Annotated in this window: 15 protein-coding genes and 1 riboswitch; of the genes, 8 read left to right on the top strand and 7 right to left on the bottom strand. The window is 73.9% G+C overall.

What is annotated here, in order from left to right:
• The first annotated feature begins 233 nt into the window (after positions 1-233).
• On the top strand, positions 234-1625 hold the full coding sequence (locus FBY24_RS05955) for an endo-1,4-beta-xylanase (RefSeq protein ID WP_142158911.1): 1392 nt from the start codon (positions 234-236) through the stop codon (positions 1623-1625).
• 30 nt (positions 1626-1655) lie between these two features.
• Here the strand turns inward: FBY24_RS05955 and FBY24_RS05950 are convergent, their stop codons facing one another.
• From FBY24_RS05950 to FBY24_RS05935, 4 genes are all read right to left on the bottom strand, one after another.
• Positions 1656-2048 (bottom strand): MarR family transcriptional regulator, encoded by a 393-nt coding sequence (locus tag FBY24_RS05950; protein ID WP_370510972.1) that lies wholly within the window; start codon positions 2046-2048, stop codon positions 1656-1658.
• Complete coding sequence (locus FBY24_RS05945) at positions 2045-3070, bottom strand: TerC family protein (RefSeq protein ID WP_142158909.1); 1026 nt, start codon at positions 3068-3070, stop codon at positions 2045-2047. Before FBY24_RS05945 ends, FBY24_RS05950 begins: the two co-directional genes overlap by 4 nt.
• Before the next feature lie 210 nt (positions 3071-3280).
• Positions 3281-4291 (bottom strand): aldo/keto reductase family protein, encoded by a 1011-nt coding sequence (locus FBY24_RS05940; protein WP_142158907.1) that lies wholly within the window; start codon positions 4289-4291, stop codon positions 3281-3283.
• Between the two features lie 58 nt (positions 4292-4349).
• Positions 4350-5204, bottom strand: coding sequence for an alpha/beta fold hydrolase (locus tag FBY24_RS05935; protein ID WP_142158905.1), 855 nt, complete (start codon positions 5202-5204; stop codon positions 4350-4352).
• A 45-nt stretch (positions 5205-5249) separates the two neighbouring features.
• On the opposite strand from FBY24_RS05935, the gene FBY24_RS05930 reads away from it, so the two are divergent.
• The 7 genes from FBY24_RS05930 (at position 5250) to FBY24_RS05900 (ending at position 12743) form a co-directional block, all read left to right on the top strand.
• On the top strand, positions 5250-5711 hold the full coding sequence (locus tag FBY24_RS05930) for a MarR family winged helix-turn-helix transcriptional regulator (protein WP_222117210.1): 462 nt from the start codon (positions 5250-5252) through the stop codon (positions 5709-5711).
• A 108-nt stretch (positions 5712-5819) separates the two neighbouring features.
• Positions 5820-5931: riboswitch (glycine riboswitch) on the top strand.
• A 189-nt stretch (positions 5932-6120) separates the two neighbouring features.
• Positions 6121-9060: an aminomethyl-transferring glycine dehydrogenase gene (gene gcvP / locus FBY24_RS05925; protein ID WP_142158903.1), complete on the top strand. Its 2940-nt coding sequence runs from the start codon at positions 6121-6123 to the stop codon at positions 9058-9060.
• Positions 9061-9101: 41 nt separating this feature from the next.
• The gene (gene gcvT, locus FBY24_RS05920; RefSeq protein WP_142158901.1) at positions 9102-10283 is read left to right on the top strand and encodes a glycine cleavage system aminomethyltransferase GcvT; all 1182 of its coding nucleotides are present in this window, start codon (positions 9102-9104) and stop codon (positions 10281-10283) included.
• A 106-nt stretch (positions 10284-10389) separates the two neighbouring features.
• Positions 10390-10761, top strand: coding sequence for a glycine cleavage system protein GcvH (gcvH, locus tag FBY24_RS05915; RefSeq protein WP_142158899.1), 372 nt, complete (start codon positions 10390-10392; stop codon positions 10759-10761).
• 383 nt (positions 10762-11144) lie between these two features.
• Positions 11145-11369 (top strand): LuxR C-terminal-related transcriptional regulator, encoded by a 225-nt coding sequence (locus tag FBY24_RS05910; RefSeq protein ID WP_140459257.1) that lies wholly within the window; start codon positions 11145-11147, stop codon positions 11367-11369.
• A gap of 310 nt (positions 11370-11679) precedes the next feature.
• Positions 11680-12120: a (deoxy)nucleoside triphosphate pyrophosphohydrolase gene (locus FBY24_RS05905; RefSeq protein ID WP_142158897.1), complete on the top strand. Its 441-nt coding sequence runs from the start codon at positions 11680-11682 to the stop codon at positions 12118-12120.
• Between the two features lie 179 nt (positions 12121-12299).
• Positions 12300-12743: an Hsp20/alpha crystallin family protein gene (locus FBY24_RS05900; RefSeq protein ID WP_142158895.1), complete on the top strand. Its 444-nt coding sequence runs from the start codon at positions 12300-12302 to the stop codon at positions 12741-12743.
• Positions 12744-12841: 98 nt separating this feature from the next.
• On the opposite strand, the gene FBY24_RS05895 is transcribed toward FBY24_RS05900, so the two are convergent.
• The 3 genes from FBY24_RS05895 to FBY24_RS05885 all read right to left on the bottom strand — a co-directional run bounded on the left by FBY24_RS05895 (position 12842) and on the right by FBY24_RS05885 (position 17597).
• A complete protein-coding gene (locus tag FBY24_RS05895) occupies positions 12842-13963 on the bottom strand; it encodes a MalY/PatB family protein (RefSeq protein ID WP_142158894.1) in 1122 nt (373 codons plus the stop codon).
• Positions 13964-14130: 167 nt separating this feature from the next.
• Positions 14131-16476, bottom strand: a complete 2346-nt coding sequence (gene metE / locus FBY24_RS05890; RefSeq protein ID WP_142158892.1) for a 5-methyltetrahydropteroyltriglutamate--homocysteine S-methyltransferase — start codon at positions 16474-16476, stop codon at positions 14131-14133.
• Between the two features lie 104 nt (positions 16477-16580).
• Positions 16581-17597: a methylenetetrahydrofolate reductase gene (locus FBY24_RS05885; RefSeq protein ID WP_142158890.1), complete on the bottom strand. Its 1017-nt coding sequence runs from the start codon at positions 17595-17597 to the stop codon at positions 16581-16583.
• Positions 17598-17648: the final 51 nt, after the last annotated feature.

Raw genomic sequence — 17648 nt, 5'->3', positions numbered from 1 at the left:
ACTTTCGGCAACAGATGCCGCTTGCGGCCGTCTCGAGTGTCCGTGACCTCGCTGCTGAGTGCCTGCTCAACCCGTTGAGAACGTCCACATGTCACCCGTACGAGTGAAGAAACGTTTCGGAAGACGCATCGAAACTATCTGCTCGCGATCGATCTGTTGACCACGTCACGGCCCTGCCCCGAGGGTGAGGCGCGCCGGCTGCTGCCGGCGCTTCCACCACTGAGGAGGGATCGATGACGAACCCCGACCTGAGGGCCCGACGTCGCCGGCTGGGCGCGTTCGTGGGCGGCCTGGCCGCGACCACGTTGGCCGTGACCCTGGCGTTGCCGGCCGCTGCTGCGGGCAGCACGCTGCAGGCCGCTGCGGGCGAGAGCGGGCGGTACTTCGGCACCGCGATCGCGGCGAGCCGGCTGTCGGACTCGACGTACTCGACGATCGCGAACCGTGAGTTCAACATGATCACGGCCGAGAACGAGATGAAGATGGACGCGACCGAGCCGTCCCAGGGGCAGTTCAGCTACACCCAGGGCGACCGGATCGTGAACTGGGCCCGCCAGAACGGCAAGCAGGTGCGCGGGCACGCGCTGGCGTGGCACTCCCAGCAGCCGGGCTGGATGCAGAACATGTCCGGCACCGCGCTGCGCAACGCGATGCTCAACCACGTCACCCAGGTCGCCACGTACTACCGGGGCAAGATCCACTCCTGGGACGTGGTGAACGAGGCCTTCGCCGACGGGTCCTCCGGTGCCCGGCGTGACTCGAACCTGCAGCGCACGGGCAACGACTGGATCGAGGCCGCGTTCCGCGCCGCCCGCGCCGCCGACCCGAACGCCAAGCTCTGCTACAACGACTACAACACCGACAACTGGGCGCACGCCAAGACGCAGGCCGTCTACACCATGGTCCGGGACTTCAAGTCCCGGGGCGTCCCGATCGACTGCGTCGGCTTCCAGGCGCACTTCAACTCGGGCAACCCCGTGCCGTCGAACTACCACACGACGCTGCAGAACTTCGCGGCGCTGGGTGTCGACGTGCAGATCACCGAGCTCGACATCGAGGGCTCCGGCTCCTCGCAGGCGCAGCAGTACCAGGGCATCGTCCAGGCGTGCCTGTCCGTGGCCCGCTGCACGGGCATCACGGTCTGGGGCGTGCGGGACACCGACTCGTGGCGCGCCTCGGGCACCCCGCTGCTCTTCGACGGCTCGGGCAACAAGAAGGCCGCCTACACCAGCGTCCTGAACGCCCTGAACGCGGGCGGCACCACCAACCCGAACCCCACCCCGACGCCGACGCCGGGCCCGACGACGCCGCCGCCCACCGGCGGCGGGAGCTGCACCGCGACGTACTCCGAGGGCGAGAAGTGGGGCGACCGGTTCAACGGCGTCGTCACGATCCGCGCGAACTCGGCCATCTCCAGCTGGCGCTCGACCGTCACGGTGCGCTCGCCGCAGAAGATCATCGCGACCTGGAGCGGCACGCCGTCGTGGGACTCCACCGGCAACGTGATGACCATGGTGCCCAACGGCAACGGTGCGCTGGCCGCGGGCCAGACGGTGCAGTTCGGCTTCACCGTGCAGCACAACGGCAACTGGACGTGGCCGTCGGTGACCTGCTCGGCCTCCTGACGGGCTGACCCGACGGGACGACGGCGACCGCTACCCCCCGCGGACGCCGTCGTCCTGTCGGTCCGTGAAGACGGCGATCAGCTCGTCCACCTCGTGCGACGCCTCGTTCGGGTGCCGCAGCGGCCGGTGCTCCTGCACCCGGTACCGGGTCCGGCGCCCGACCCGCTCGCGGCGCAGGTAGCCGGCGTCCTCGAGGTCGCGCAGCACCAGCAGCGCGGCGCGGGCCGTGATGCCGACCCGGGCCGCGAGGTCGGCCACGCGCACGTCCGGCTCGCGGGCGACCGTGAGCAGGACGTGCGCGTGGTTGGTCAGGAAGGTCCACGAGGACCGTGCCGGACGCCCGGGCGGCGTCGGCCCCGTCGCCCCGCCGGCCTCGTCGGCCGGGAGGGCGGGGGCGTCGGTCGTCCCGGGCGTGCCGGTCACCGGGGTGCGGTGGTCCGTGCGCGGCGGAAGACGGGCTCGAGCATCGCGGTCTCCTCGGGGGTGGCGACGTGGAACGGCGGGTCGGTCGGCTCGGCGAGGGCACGGCGGCCCTGACCCCGCGTGGCGTACAGGCTCGCACCGATCGACACGGTGAGGATCGTCGTGATGACGGCCAGCGAGACGGCGGTCGGGATGTAGAACAGGTCGATCTTGAGCAGCATCTTGATGCCGACCCAGATGAGCACGAACGACAGGCCGATCTTGAGGTAGATGAAGCGGTGCATGAGGTCGGCGAGCAGGAAGTACATCGCGCGCAGGCCCAGGATCGCGAACGCGTTGGCGGTGAACACCAGGAAGACGTCGTCGGTCACCGCGAAGATCGCCGGGATCGAGTCGACGGCGAACACGATGTCGGTGACCTCGACCAGGATCAGCACGGCGAGCAGGGGCGTGGCGAGCAGGGCGCCGTTCTGGCGGACGAGCAGGCGCTGGCCGTGGAACGCGTCGGTCATCGGCACGGTCCGGCGGAACAGGCGCCACGCCCGCGAGTCCTCGGGGTTGAGGTGGTCGTTGCGGGTCCGCAGCATGCGGTAGCCGGTGTACAGCAGGAACGCGGCGAAGATGTACAGCACCCAGCCGAAGCTCTCGATGAGCGCGGCACCGCCGGCGATGAAGATCCCACGGAACACGAGCGCGCCGAGCACGCCGAGGAACAGCACGCGGTGCTGCAGCTCCCGGGGCACGGCGAAGTACGTGAAGATGATCGCCCAGACGAAGACGTTGTCGACCGCCAGGGACTTCTCGATGAGGTAGCCGGCGAAGTACTGCTGGCCGGCGACGGCACCGCCGTAGTGCCACACGAGGGCGCCGAAGCCGACGCCGCAGCCCACCCAGACCGCCGACCACAGCGCGGCCTCGCGCACGTGGATGACGTGCGCACGCCGGTGCGCGAACAGGTCGATCGCCAGCATCAGCACGATCGCGCCGAGCACGGCCAGCCAGATCCACAAGGGCACGTCCATGAGCACTCCTCCGGTCGTCAGCACCAACCGGAGGTCTCTCCCGGCCCGCCGTGCGGGCCCGCTGCACCGGGCCGCCGTGGGACGGCCGTAGTGACGACGCAGCGTCGGGGGATACTCCCCTCCACGAGGAAAAAGTGAACCCTGGTTCACCTGTTCCGTCAACCGGGCGGGTGCCGACGCCCCGGGGTGAGGGGCGTCGGCACCCGTGCGTCAGGCGACGCGGCCCTTCGGGGCCGTCTCCGCGGTCTTGGCCGCGTCGCGCTCGACGACGTCGCCGAGGACCTCGTCGATGCGGGCCATCAGCTCGGCCGGGATGCGCACGCCCGCGGCCTTGACGTTCTCCTGCACCTGCTCCGGGCGCGAGGCGCCGATGAGCGCGGCGGCCACGTTGTCGTTCTGCAGCACCCACGCCACCGCGAGCTGCGCCATCGACAGGCCCAGCTCCTCGGCCACCGGTGCCAGGCCCTGCACGCGGGTGAGGACGTCGTCGTTCATGAACCGCTTGATCATGTTCGCGCCGCCCTTCTCGTCCGTGGCGCGGGACCCGGCCGGCGGCTGCTGGCCCGACTTGTACTTGCCGGTCAGCACGCCCTGCGCGACGGGCGACCAGACGATCTGCGAGACGCCGAGCTCGCGCGAGGCGGGAACGACCTCGTCCTCGATGACGCGCCACAGCATCGAGTACTGCGGCTGGCTCGAGATGAGCTGCACGCCGAGGTCCTTGGCGAGGGCGTGACCGGCACGCAGCTGGTCCGCGGTCCACTCCGAGACGCCGATGTACAGGGCCTTGCCCTGGCGCACGATGTCGGCGAACGCCTGCATCGTCTCCTCGAGCGGGGTCTCGGTGTCGAACCGGTGCGCCTGGTACAGGTCGACGTAGTCGGTCTGCAGGCGGGTCAGCGAGCCGTTGATCGACTCCATGACGTGCTTGCGCGACAGGCCCGTGTCGTTCTTGCCTCCGGGCCCGGTCGGCCAGTAGACCTTCGTGAAGATCTCGAGCGACTCGCGCCGCTCGCCCTTGAGGGCCTCGCCCAGGACGGACTCGGCCTTGGTGTTCGCGTAGACGTCCGCGGTGTCGAACGTCGAGATGCCGGCGTCGAGCGCCGCGCGCACGCACCGCGTCGCCATGTCGTTCTCGACCTGCGAGCCGTGCGTGAGCCAGTTGCCGTAGGTGATCTCGGAGATCTTGAGACCGCTGTTGCCGAGGTAACGGAATTCCATCCCCCCATCCCAGCACCTCCCGACCGCCCGCGCGCACCCGGGCGCGACGGCCCGGTGGTCAGGTGCGGGCGCCGGCGCCCTGGGTCAGGAAGGAGGCGAGCACGGGGGCGACGAGCTCCGGGTGGCCGTACTCGTCGGAGTTCTGCGTGGCGCTGTGCCACTGCCCGGGCAGCTCGACGTGCGTGGCGCCCGGGATCGTCGCCGCGAGGGTCGCGACGGCCAGGCGCAGGTAGGGGCGGGTCGCTGTCCCGTCGACCAGCAGCGTGCTGGCCCGGATCGCGGCGAGGTCGTCGGCGCGGTCCGCGTTCGCGGCGACGACCGCGAAGTCCTCCGGCAGTGCCTCGACCATGCGCCGGCGCTCGGGCGAGCGGAGCATGGCGCGCGAGGCGAGGGCCAGGACCGGCAGCGGCAGGCCGAACATCCACGGCGGCCCCATCTCGGCCACCTTCATCCCGATCGCGGCGGCGCGGGCGAGGTCGCCGCGGGCGACGGCGGCGACGAGCTCGTCGGCCAGGTCCAGGCGCATCGAGCCGTCGACCGGCAGCGGCGGCTCGAACAGCACGAGCCGGGTGATCCGCTCGTCCTCCAGGGCGGCGCGCGCGGCGATCAGCGCGCCCGAGCTGATCCCCACGACACGGTCGGCCCCGGTCGCGTCGAGCACGGCCCGCAGGTCCGCGACCGCGAGGTCCTGGGTGGGCGGCACCGGCAGCGGACCGCTCGCGCCGCGGCCCCGGCGGTCGAGCAGGTGGACGCGGAACCGGTCCGCCAGCAGCACCGCGAGGTCGCGCTGGCTGCGCCCCGACTGCATCGCGCCGTGCACGACCACCACGTCCGGTCCCGTGCCGACCGAGTGCAGGGCGAGGGCCGTGCCGTCCGCGGCGTCGACGGTCGTCGTGGTGAGGGATGAGGTCATGGTTTTATCTTATTTACTAAGATGATGAGGTGACAAGATGTGCCGGTGGGCGAGCGTGACGAGCTGACGAGCCGGCTGCAGGTGCTCAGCGAGGAGGAGGCGACCCAGACGGCGCTCTTCCAGCAGGTCGCCGCGGCCAGGTACGGGCTCGGCGTGACCGACATGAAGGCGCTGAGCATCCTGCTGCGCGAAGGCCCTCAGACCGCGGGTGCGCTCCTCGCGCGCCTCCACGTCACCTCGGGCGCCGTCACGGGCGTGGTGGACCGGCTGTCCGCCGCGGGCCTGGCGCGCCGGGAGCACGACCCGTCCGACCGCCGACGGGTCCTCGTGTCCGTGGTGCCCGAGGGCCTCGCCGAGCGCGAGGACGTCTACGCCGGCATCGGGCAGGCCTTCCAGGAGCTCTACGCGGGCTACACCCTCGACGAGCTGCGGTTCCTCGCCCGCCACCTGGAGCGCGCCGTCGAGATCACCACCGAGCAGACCGCGATTGTCGCGGGACGGGACTGACCCGGACGGTGCCCCCGCGGGGCGCGCGCGATCGGTCCCGGGCGGGCAACCCGCACGACACACGGGTGCCGTACCCTGACCGCGGACCGCACAACTGAACACGCTGCTCGAACCGCGGCGGGAGAGTCCCCGTCGAGAACGCCCTCCGGGGCGTGGTGCGGGGCGCCGAAGGAGCAACCCTCCCCGGGAATCTCTCAGGCCCACGTACCGCCGCGGCGAGGCAACTCTGGAAAGCGGCGCCCAGGCGCCCACCGACGGTGCAAGCCGGCGCGCCCCGGAGCCCTCCGCCCTCGCGGCGGCGGCTCATGGCGGACCGGCAAATCTCTCAGGTCGGCCGTGCGCGGCCGGATGACAGAGCGGGGAGCCCCCTGTCCGTTCCGGCGACCGTCGGACGAGCCCTGGAGCACCCGTGACCGACCTCGACCAGCGCCCCGCGGCGCCCGTGACGCACTCCCCGGCCGCCGCCGAGTTCGCCGACCGGCACATCGGCCCGCGCGGGGACGAGACGGCCCGCATGCTCGCGGCCGTCGGGTACGACTCGCTCGACGCGCTCGTCGACGCCGCCGTGCCGGCGTCGATCCGCACCGACCGCCCCCTCGACCTGCCCGCGGCCCGGTCCGAGGAGCAGGTGCTCGCCGACCTGCGCGCGCTGGCCGGTCGCAACCGGGTCATGCGGCAGATGATCGGCCAGGGGTACTCCGGCACGGTCACGCCCGCGGTGATCCGCCGCAACGTGCTCGAGTCGCCCGCCTGGTACACGGCCTACACGCCGTACCAGCCCGAGATCTCGCAGGGCCGGCTCGAGGCGCTGCTCAACTTCCAGACCGTCGTCTCCGACCTCACGGGCCTGGACGTGGCGAACGCGTCGCTGCTCGACGAGGCCACCGCCGTCGCCGAGGCCGTCGCGCTCATGTGGCGGGCGTCGCGGGCCACCACCGGCACCGTCGTGCTCGACAGCGAGCTGTTCGCGCAGTCGCTGGCCGTGACGCTCGGCCGGGCGCAGGCCGTGGGCCTGCCCGTCGTCGTCGCGGACCTGTCCGCCGGGCTGCCCGAGGTCGAGGGCCCGCTCGTCGGGGTCGTCGTGCAGCAGGTCGGCGCGTCCGGCGTGCTGCGCGACCTGCGCCCCGTGGTCGCCGCCGCCAAGGAGCGCGGTGCGCTCGTCACCGTCGCCGCCGACCTGCTGGCCCTCACGCTGGCCACCACGCCCGGCGAGCTCGGCGCCGACGTCGCGGTCGGCTCCGCGCAGCGGTTCGGCGTCCCGCTGTTCGGCGGCGGTCCGCACGCCGCGTTCATGGCCGTGCGCACCGGTCTGGAGCGCACGCTGCCCGGCCGCCTGGTCGGGGTGTCGGTCGACGCCGACGGCGCGCCCGCGTACCGGCTCGCGCTGCAGACCCGCGAGCAGCACATCCGCCGCGAGAAGGCCACCAGCAACATCTGCACCGCGCAGGCGCTGCTCGCGATCGTCGCCTCGATGTACGCCGTCTACCACGGCCCCGACGGCCTGCGGCAGATCGCCCGCCGCGTGCACGGGCACGCCGCCGGCCTCGCCGACCTGCTGCGCGACGCCGGCGTCGACGTCGTCCACGCGACCTTCTTCGACACCGTCCGGGCCCACGTGCCGGGCCGCGCCGCCGCCGTCGTCACGGCCGCTGCCGCCCGCGGCGTCAACCTCTGGGCCCCCGACGCCGACCACGTCCAGGTCGCGTGCGACGAGACGACCACGGGGCAGGACCTGCTCGACGTCGTCCTCGCGTTCGCCGAGGCGGGCACCACGACCCTGCCCGACGACGACGGCCGCTTCGACCTCGGCTTCGTCGAGCCCGCCCCGGCCGACCTGCCCGCGGACCTCTCCCGGACCAGCGGCTACCTCACGCACCCGGTGTTCCACCTGCACCGCTCCGAGACCGCGATGCTGCGCTACCTGCGCCGGCTGTCCGACAAGGACCTCGCGCTGGACCGCACGATGATCCCGCTCGGCTCCTGCACCATGAAGCTCAACGCGACCGTCGAGATGGAGCCCATCTCCTGGCCCGAGCTCGCGAGCATCCACCCCTACGCGCCCGCCGACCAGACGCAGGGCTACGCCGAGCTCGTCGAGGACCTGCAGGCCTGGCTCGCGGAGATCACCGGCTACGCCGCCGTGTCCGTGCAGCCCAACGCCGGGTCGCAGGGCGAGCTCGCCGGGCTGCTCGCCATCCACGCGTACCACCGGGCGAACCGCGCGCCGGGAGCGCCCGACCGCGACATCTGCCTCATCCCCGCGTCCGCGCACGGCACCAACGCGGCCTCGGCCGCGCTCGCGGGCCTCAAGGTCGTCGTCGTCGCGACGGCCCCGGACGGCGAGGTCGACCTCGCGGACCTGCATGCCAAGCTGGAGCAGCACGGCCCGCGGGTCGCGGCGATCATGATCACGTACCCCTCGACGCACGGCGTCTACGAGGAGCACGTGCGCGAGGTCTGCGACGCCGTCCACGCCGCGGGCGGCCAGGTGTACATCGACGGCGCGAACCTCAACGCGCTCGTCGGGCTCGCGCGCCCGGGCGAGATGGGCGGCGACGTGTCGCACCTCAACCTGCACAAGACGTTCTGCATCCCGCACGGCGGCGGCGGCCCGGGCGTCGGCCCGGTCGCGGTGGCCGCGCACCTCGCGCCCTACCTGCCGGGCGACCCGACGCCGGGCGCCGCGGCCGACGGCCCGGTCGCGCCCGTGTCGGCGGCGCCCTGGGGGTCGGCGGGCATCCTGCCGATCTCGTGGGCGTACGTCGCGCTCATGGGCCCCGACGGGCTGAAGCAGGCCACCGAGACGGCCGTGCTCGCCGCGAACTACCTGGCCACGCGCCTGGCGCCGCACTTCCCGGTGCTCTACACGGGCCCGAACGGCCTGGTCGCGCACGAGTGCATCCTCGACCTGCGCCCGATCACCAAGGAGACGGGCGTGACGGCGGAGGACGTGGCCAAGCGGCTCATGGACCTCGGGTTCCACGCGCCGACGCTGTCGTTCCCCGTGGCGGGCACGCTCATGGTCGAGCCGACCGAGTCCGAGGACCTGGCCGAGCTCGACCGGTTCGTCGAGGCGATGGTCGCGATCCGCGGCGAGATCGACGCGGTCGCGGACGGCACCTGGCCGCTGGCGGACTCGCCCCTGCGCAACGCGCCGCACACGGCCGCGTCGGTGACCTCCGACGCGTGGGACCACGCCTACGGCCGCGAGCGGGCCGCGTTCCCGCTGCCCTCGCTGCGCGCCGGCAAGTACTGGCCGCCGGTCCGCCGCATCGACGGCGCGCGCGGCGACCGCAACCTCGTCTGCTCGTGCCCGCCCGTCGAGGCGTTCGCGGACGCCGACCTGTGACCGGCCCCGCCGACCCGCCCACGACGACCCCGGGAGACCCGATGACGCAGGACGCCCCCACCCCCGACCTGCTGTCCCCGCTGCACGACGAGCACGTGGCCCTCGGCGCCGCGCTCACGTCGTTCGCCGGGTGGCAGATGCCGCTGCGGTACACCTCGGACATCGCCGAGCACACCGCGGTCCGCACGGCCGCCGGGCTGTTCGACCTGTCGCACATGGGCGAGATCGGTGTCGACGGCCCGGACGCGGGCACGTTCCTCGACCGGGCGCTCGTCGGCAACCTCGGCGGCCTGCGCGTGCACGGTGCGCGCTACACGATGATCGTCGCCCCCGACGGCGGCGTGATCGACGACCTGGTGGTCTACCGCACCGGCGAGGGCGCGTACCTCGTCGTCGCGAACGCCTCCAACCACACCGTCGTGCTCGCCGAGCTGCGCGAGCGCGCGGCAGCGACGGGCCTCGACGTCCAGGTCGACGACCGCTCGGCCGCCACGGCGCTGGTCGCCGTGCAGGGCCCGCGGGCGCTGGAGATCGCGCAGGCGCTTCCCGGCCTCGCGCCCGACCCGGCCGGCCCGGAGGGCGTCACGCTGGAGACCCTGAAGTACTACGCGTGCCTGCCCGTGCGCCTGGACGGGGAGCCCGTGCTGGTCGCCCGGACCGGCTACACGGGCGAGGACGGGTTCGAGTTCTTCCTGGCCGCCGACCGCGCCCCGGCCCTGTGGCGGGCGCTGCTCGAGCTCGGCACGCCCCTCGGCCTGGTGCCCGCGGGCCTGTCGGCACGCGACAGCCTGCGGCTCGAGGCGGGCATGCCGCTGTACGGCAACGAGCTGGACCGCACCACGACCCCGCACGACGCCGGCCTCGGCCGCGTGGTGCGGCTCGACAAGGTCGACGCGACCGGCGAGCCCGTGCCGTTCGTCGGGCGCGACGCGCTCGCCGCCCGCGCCACCTCGGCCCCGGCGCGCGTGCTCGTCGGCCTGCAGGGCCTGAGCCGTCGCGCGGCCCGGCACGGGTACGCGGTGCTGGCGTCGACCGCGCCCGACGCCCCCGCGGTCGGCACGGTCACGTCCGGGGCCCCGTCGCCGACGCTGGGCCACCCGGTCGCGATGGCGTACGTGACGCCCGAGGTGTCCGCGGAGGGCACCGAGCTGGCCGTCGACGTGCGCGGCCGGCGCGAGCCCGTGCGCGTGGTGCCGATGCCCTTCTACCGTCGTCCTCGATGACGGACGCACCACCCGGACGACGTCGCACCCGCCGCGCCGCCGCCCGACGCAGTCCCTCCCGACGCAGTCCTTCCCGACGCAGTCCCGCCCGACCCCAGGAGCACCGATGACCGCCGAGCTGCCCGCCCAGCTGCAGTACACCGTCGAGCACGAGTGGGTCGACCAGGCCTCGCCCGTGACCGTCGGCATCACGTCGGTCGCCGCGGACGCCCTGGGCGACATCGTGTACGTCGAGCTGCCCGCCGTCGGGGACACCGTCACCGCGGGCGCCGTGATCGGCGAGATCGAGTCCACGAAGTCCGTCTCCGAGCTCTACTCGCCGGTGACGGGCACCGTCGTCGAGGTCAACGACGCCGCCGTCGCGGACCCCTCGACCGTGAACGCCGACCCGTACGGCGCCGGCTGGCTGCTGCGCGTCGACGTCGAGTCGGCGGGACCGCTGCTGTCCGCCGAGGAGTACGCCGCGCTGAACCCCTGACCAGCGGCCGTCCGACCGGCCCCGGCCCCGCTCCCGCCACCCGCGGGAGCGGGGCCGTCGTGCTTGTGGCGCGGGTGGTTCTCGGGGTGAAATGAGAGGTCCATGAGAACGGTGTCTCGCTTACCACAGGAAGTTGGGTGGTAGCACCCTCTAGGCCTTGCTCCGATCGGGTGAACTGCTGAACGCTTGGGGCGGCGGCATGTATCACCCGGCCGATCAGGAAGTCATCGTGGTGGCAGCGACATCGGCACCACGGGGGGGAACCGTCGGTGAAGAAAAGTCTCCGAACCCGCGTCATGGACGCGAGGGAGGCCGCTCTCATCCGGTACGCAGCCCCTGCGGGGTCGGACAGTCCGGCTCAGCCGCGCACACCGGAGGACATCATGACCATGCTGGAGACGAGCACCACCGCCACCGAGTCGCTCACCCGCCGTGAGCGCGTGGTCCTGGCCGAGCTGGCCGAGGACGTCACCCTCGAGGAGATCGCGACGCGACTCTTCGTCACCCGCAACACCGTCAAGTCCCAGGTCCGCAGCGTCTACCGCAAGATCGGCGTCTCCACCCGCACCGACGCGGTCGCGTGGGCCCGCGCCCACGGCATCCGCTGACGCGCCGCCCGGACCCACGCACGACCCGCACGTCCTGCACCGCTGCACGACCTGCACTGCACGCACGTCCTGCACCGCTGCACGGCACGCGCCGTCTGCGCCGCTGCACCGTCTGCACCGCAACGCCCGTCGGGCGGCCGCGTCCCTCCGCGCGGCTGCCCGGGCCGACCGTCGTCGTCGACGTCGGCACCCGGCGGTCCCCTGACCGCCCGGACGACCCACGTCGTCCGTCGGGACGGGTGACCCGGCCCGCACGCCCGGGTGTCGTCGACGACACCCCCGCGTCACGCAGGGCTGGCACACTCGCCCCATGAACGATGTCCTCGTCGTCGCCGCCGCGCTGGTCGACGACCTCGACGACCCCCGCCTCCTGCTCGCCGCACGGCGGGCCACGCCCGCGAGCCTGGCCGGCCGGTGGGAGTTCCCCGGGGGCAAGGTCGAGGCCGGCGAGACGCCGGAGCTCGCGCTGCACCGCGAGATCCGCGAGGAGCTCGGCGTGCGCGTCGGGCTGGGCGTGGAGCTGCTCGGCCCCGACGCCGGGGCGTGGCGCCTCGCCGAGGGGTACGTCATGCGGGTGTGGTTCGCGGAGGTCCTCGACGGGGTGCCCGAGCCGCTCGTGGAGCACGACGAGCTGCGCTGGCTCCCCGACGGGCAGTGGCTCGACGTGCCGTGGCTCGACGCCGACGTGCCCATCGTCGAGGCGCTGGAGCGCTTCGTCGCGGCCTTCCCGTCGCGCACCGGCCCGTCCTGACGCCCGCGGCACCCACCACGAGGGACCCGTTTCGCCGTCGGCGAACCGGGCCCCGCGACCTGTTGGCACTCGGCACCACAGAGTGCTAATCCTTGACGTGTAGCCACCCGGCGGCAGGCGCGCCGGGCGCATCCGGGTCCGCGGGCGGTCCGCGGCCCCACGTCGAGGAGGTGAGGGGTGTGGCTACTCGTTTCGACCCGTTCCAGGAGATGGACCGAGTCCTCGGGCAGATGCTCGCCGCCGACCGCGCGTCGGCCGGGATGCCGATGGACCTGTACCGGGACGGCGACCACTACGTCCTGCACGTCGACCTGCCGGGCGCCGACCCGGGCACGATCGACGTCGCGGTCGAGGACCGCACGCTGACGATCCGCGCCAACCGGTCCGGCCGCACGGAGCACGACGTGCAGTGGCTGGCCAAGGAGCGCCCCGCCGGCACGTACGCCCGCCAGCTCACGGTCGGCCGCGGCCTCGCGCTCGACCAGATCAGCGCGACCTACGCCGACGGCGTGCTCACGCTCACGATCCCCGTGGCCGAGGAGGCCAAGCCGCGCCGCATCGAGGTGCAGCACGGCTCCGCCGCGACCTCGATCGAGGCCGCCCCGGCCGGCACCGCCGGCTGACGCACCGAACCGACGCCCGGGCGCCCTCCTACGGGGGCACCCGGGCGTCGGCGTGCGGGGCCGTCACCGAGGCCCGAGGTCGCCCCGGGCCACGGTGCTCAGACCAGCGCGCCGACCAGCCGGTCGAGCCCCTCGGCGAGCACGTCGGTGGACGTGGCCAGGTTCATCCGCACGAAGCCCGCACCCTGCGCCCCGAAGGTCGGGCCCGAGTTCACGGCCAGAGCACCCTCCTGCAGCAGCACGCGCGCCGGGTCGGCGTCGGGCGGCACGCACCCGCGCAGGTCCAGCCAGGCGAAGTACGTCGACGCGGGCGGCGTCCACCGGGCACCGGGCAGGCGGTCGGCGAGCGTCCGGTCGACCGTCGCGACGTTGGTGCGGATCTGCTCCAGCGCGGCGTCCAGCCAGGCGCCGCCCTCGCGGTACGCCGCGACGTGCGCGACGACGCCGATCTGGCTGACCCCGTGCCCGACGATCTCCGGCATGCGCGCCAGGTCCGCGCCGGCCTCCGCGCCCGGCACCGCCACCGCGGCCTTGAGACCCGCGAGGTTGAAGGCCTTCGACGCGGAGTGCAGCGCGACGGCCTGCGGGATCACCGCGGTCGCCGAGACGAACGGCTCGTCGTCCAGCACCAGCGGGGCGTGGATCTCGTCGGAGACGACGCGCACGTGGTGCCGCGCGGCCAGCTCGCCCAGCGCCGTCAGCTCCGCCGCCGAGTGCAGCGTCCCCGTCGGGTTCTGCGGGTGGCACAGCAGCATCGCCCGGGCGTCGACGAACGCCGCGTCGAGCGCGTCGAGGTCGAGCCGGCCCGCCCCCGTGAGCGGGACGGCCACCACGTGCAGGCCGGCGTGCTCGAGGAACGCGCGGAACGGCGGGTACACCGGCGTCGTGATGACCACGGCGTCGCCCGGGTGCGTGAGCACGCCGAGCACCTCGACGATCCCGATCATCACGTCCGGCACCATCCGCGTCCCCGCCACGGGCACGTCCCAGCCGTGCCGCTCGAGCGCGAACTCCGCGAAGGCCTCCGCGTACCGGGTGCCGTGGTCGTAGCCGGTGTCGCCCGCGGACATCGCGTCGTGCACCGCGCGCACCACCGGCTCCAGGGCGCTGACGTCCATCTCCGCGACGAACATGGGCAGCACGTCGGGCGCGTACGTGCGCCACTTCAGGGACTGCCGCGTGCGCAGCTGCGCCAGGGGCACGTCGAACGGGGTCGCCATCTGCCCGACGCTACCGGCGTCGGGGGCCGCGCGGGCAGGGTCCGGGCACCACGGGCGCACATCACCCGGTCGGCAGCCACCCGGACGCCCGTCACCCGCCTCCGGCACCTCGGCGCAGACGGCGCGGGGCCCCGGCCGCACCGGCCGGGGCCCCGCGTCCGAGCAGGTCAGAGGGTCGCGCGGACCGTCCTCGTCGCCTGCACCAGGTGCTCCAGGGAGGGCGTGACCTCCTCGTAGCGGCGGGTCTTGAGGCCGCAGTCCGGGTTCACCCAGAGCTGGCCGACGTCGATGCTGCGCACCGCGGAGGCCAGCAGGTCCGTGACCTCGCCCTCGCTCGGCACGCGCGGGGAGTGGATGTCGTACACGCCCGGGCCGATGCCCCGCGGGTACCCCGCGGCGGAGATGTCGCCGAGGATCTCCATCTTCGAGCGCGCCGCCTCGATGCTCGTCACGTCGGCGTCCAGGCCCTCGATCGCGTCGATGATCTCGCCGAACTCCGAGTAGCACAGGTGCGTGTGGATCTGCGTGTCGTCCCGCACGCCGGCGGTCGAGAGGCGGAACGAGCGCACCGACCAGTCGAGGTACGCGGCCTGGTCGGCCTCGCGCAGCGGCAGCAGCTCGCGCAGCGCCGGCTCGTCGACCTGCACGATCGCGATGCCCGCCGCCTCGAGGTCCGCGATCTCGTCGCGCAGCGCCAGCGCCACCTGGTTCGCGGTGTCGCCCAGCGGCTGGTCGTCGCGCACGAACGACCACGCGAGGATCGTCACCGGGCCCGTGAGCATGCCCTTCATCGGCTTGTCCGTGAGCGACTGCGCGTACTGCGCCCACGCCACCGTGATCGGCGCCGGCCGCGAGACGTCGCCCCACAGGATCGACGGGCGCGTGCACCGCGAGCCGTACGACTGCACCCAGCCGTTCTGCGTCACCGAGAACCCGTCGAGGTTCTCCGCGAAGTACTGCACCATGTCGTTGCGCTCGGGCTCGCCGTGCACCAGCACATCCAGGCCGATGCCCTCCTGCAGCTCGACGACGCGGCGGATCTCCGCCTTCATCTCGTCCTCGTACTGCTCGGCCGTGAGCTCGCCCTTCCCGAAGGCCGCACGGGCCTTGCGGATCTGCGACGTCTGCGGGAACGACCCGATGGTGGTCGTCGGCAGCGGCGGCAGCGCCAGCCGCGCGGCCTGCGCCTCGCGGCGGGCGTCGAACGTGCCGCGGCTGAACTGCGCCTCCGTCAGGGCGCCCACGCGCTCGCGGACCTCGGGGCGGACGACGCCGGGCGCGGCGGCGCGGGTGCGCAGGGCGTCGGCGGCGGCGAGCAGCTGCTCGTGCACGGCCTCGCGGCCCTCGGTCAGGCCCTCGGCGAGGGTCGCGACCTCGACGACCTTCTGGTCGGCGAACGCGAGCCACGACGCCAGGGTCGGGTCGAGGGCGGGCTCGTCGGCGACGTCGTGGGGCACGTGGAACAGCGACGTGGACGTGCCGACCGTGACGGCGGCGGCGCCCAGGCCCTCGAGCTGCTCGAGGACCGCGAGCTTGGCGTCGAGGTCGGCACGCCACACGTTGTGGCCGTCGACGACGCCCGCGACGAGCGTCTTGGTCGACAGGCCGTCGGGGGCCGTCGTCGGCGCGGCGCCGCGCACGACGTCGATCGCGACGCCCTCGACGTCGGTCGCCGCGACCACGGGCCACGCCGCGCCGAGGTCGCCGTACGGCGCCGCGAGCAGGATCGCGGGCCGCTGCGGGCGGGACAGCTCGGTGGCCAGCACGCGGTACGCGTGCGTGACGGCCTCGTGCAGGCGTGGCGCGGGCACGCCCGTGGAGTCGGAGACGAGCGCCGGCTCGTCGAGCTGCACCCAGGTGGCGCCGGCGGCCGCGAGCTCGGTGAGCAGGCGCACGTACACCGGCAGCACGTCGTCGAGGCGGTCGAGCGGCGTGAAGCCCTCGGGCGCGTCCGCGGTCGGCTTGGACAGCGCGAGGAAGGTCACCGGGCCCACGACGACGGGTCGGGTCAGCACGCCCTCGGCCAGGCCCTCGGCGAGCTCGGCGACGGGGCGGTCGCTCGCGTACCGGAACGTCGTCCCCGGGCCGATCTCCGGCACCAGGTAGTGGTAGTTCGAGTCGAACCACTTGGTCATCTCGAGCGGCAGGTCGTCGCCACGGCCGCGCGCGACCGTGGAGTATCCGGCCAGGTCGAGGCGGCCGTCGGCGTCCTGCAGGTCCGCGAAGCGCTCCGGCACGGCGCCGAGCAGCACCGCGGTGTCGAGCACGTGGTCGTAGAAGGAGAACGCCGACGGGATCGCGGGGGCGTCCGTGGCCAGGCCCAGCCCCGCCAGGCGGGTGCGGGTGCGGCGGCGCAGGTCGGCCGCGACCTGCTCGACGTCGTCGGCCGTGCTGCGGCCGGCCCAGAACGCCTCGATGGCCTTCTTCAGCTCGCGGCGGGGGCCGATGCGGGGGTAGCCCAGCACGGAGCCGGCCGGGAACGCCGGGGTGGGCGTCGGGGTGGTGTCGCTCATGGCGTGAGTCCTCGTGGTGCGTCTCGGATGGGGCGGGTGCTGCGCGCCGGACGTGCGGGCCCGGCGGGTCGGGTCCGCGACGGCGGGCCCGGTGGTCGGTCGGGTCAGGGCTGCTCGGCGCCGCGTCCGCGCAGGTCGGCGCCGTCGAGCAGGTCGAGCGCGGCGCCGTGCTGGTTGAACGTGTAGACGTGGACGCCGGGCGCCCCGCCGTCGAGCACGCCGTTGACCAGGTCGATGCTGGCGCGGATGCCGCGGCGGTGCCGCTCGGCCGGGTCGTCGGTGCCGTCCAGCAGGGCCAGCAGGTCGCGGGGCACGGGCACGCCCGTGAGCTCCTGCACGCGCAGGAGCCGCGCCGGGTCGGTGGTCGGCAGGATGCCGGGGACCACGGGGATCGTCACGCCCGCCTCCCGGGCCTCCGCGACGAGGCCGAGGTACGCGTCGGCCTCGTAGAACACCTGCGTGATCGCGAAGTCCGCACCCGCCTCCTGCTTGCGCAGCAGGGCCTCCACGTCCTGGGCGCGGGTGCCGCCGGTGGCCGCGTTGCCGCGCGGGAACGCGGCGACGGCCACGGAGAGCGGCCGCACGCGGGCGCGCACCGCCTGCGACGGGCTGCCCGCGCAGCGGCGGTGCTCGATCTCGCGCAGCAGCTCGACCAGCTCGGCCGCGGTCTGCAGGCCGTCCGGGTGCGGCCGCCAGTCGGCCTGGCCGGCGGGCGGGTCGCCGCGCAGCGCCAGGAAGGAGCGCACCCCCTCGTCGAGGAACTCCTCGACGATCGCGGTGACCTCCTCGCGGGAGGTCCCCACGCAGGTCAGGTGCGCGATCGGGGTCAGCGAGCTCTCGTGCAGCAGGCGGCGCACGAGCCCGCGCGTGGTGGCCCGCGTGTGCCCGGAGGCGCCGTACGTCACCGAGACGAAGTCGGGCTCGGCGGCCTCGAGCTCGCGCACCGTCGACCACAGCCGCGGCGCGGCGTCGGGGTTGCGGGGCGGGAACAGCTCGAACGAGACCGTGGGCCGGTCGAGGGCGCCGAACCGGCCGCCGCGCGCGCGCCCGGCCGGCGCGGGGCGGGCGGGCGGGGCGTCCGTGGTGCCGGCCAGCGGCTCGACGCCGACCACGGCGGTCATCGACGCACCGCGCAGCACGGGGCCGGCAGGTGCGTGGGGTCGTGAGGGCAA

This window comes from Cellulomonas sp. SLBN-39, from assembly GCF_006715865.1.
GTDB lineage: Bacteria > Actinomycetota > Actinomycetes > Actinomycetales > Cellulomonadaceae > Cellulomonas.
Note: the sequence above shows the minus strand (reverse complement) of the source record. Positions and strands in the feature narration are given on the sequence as shown.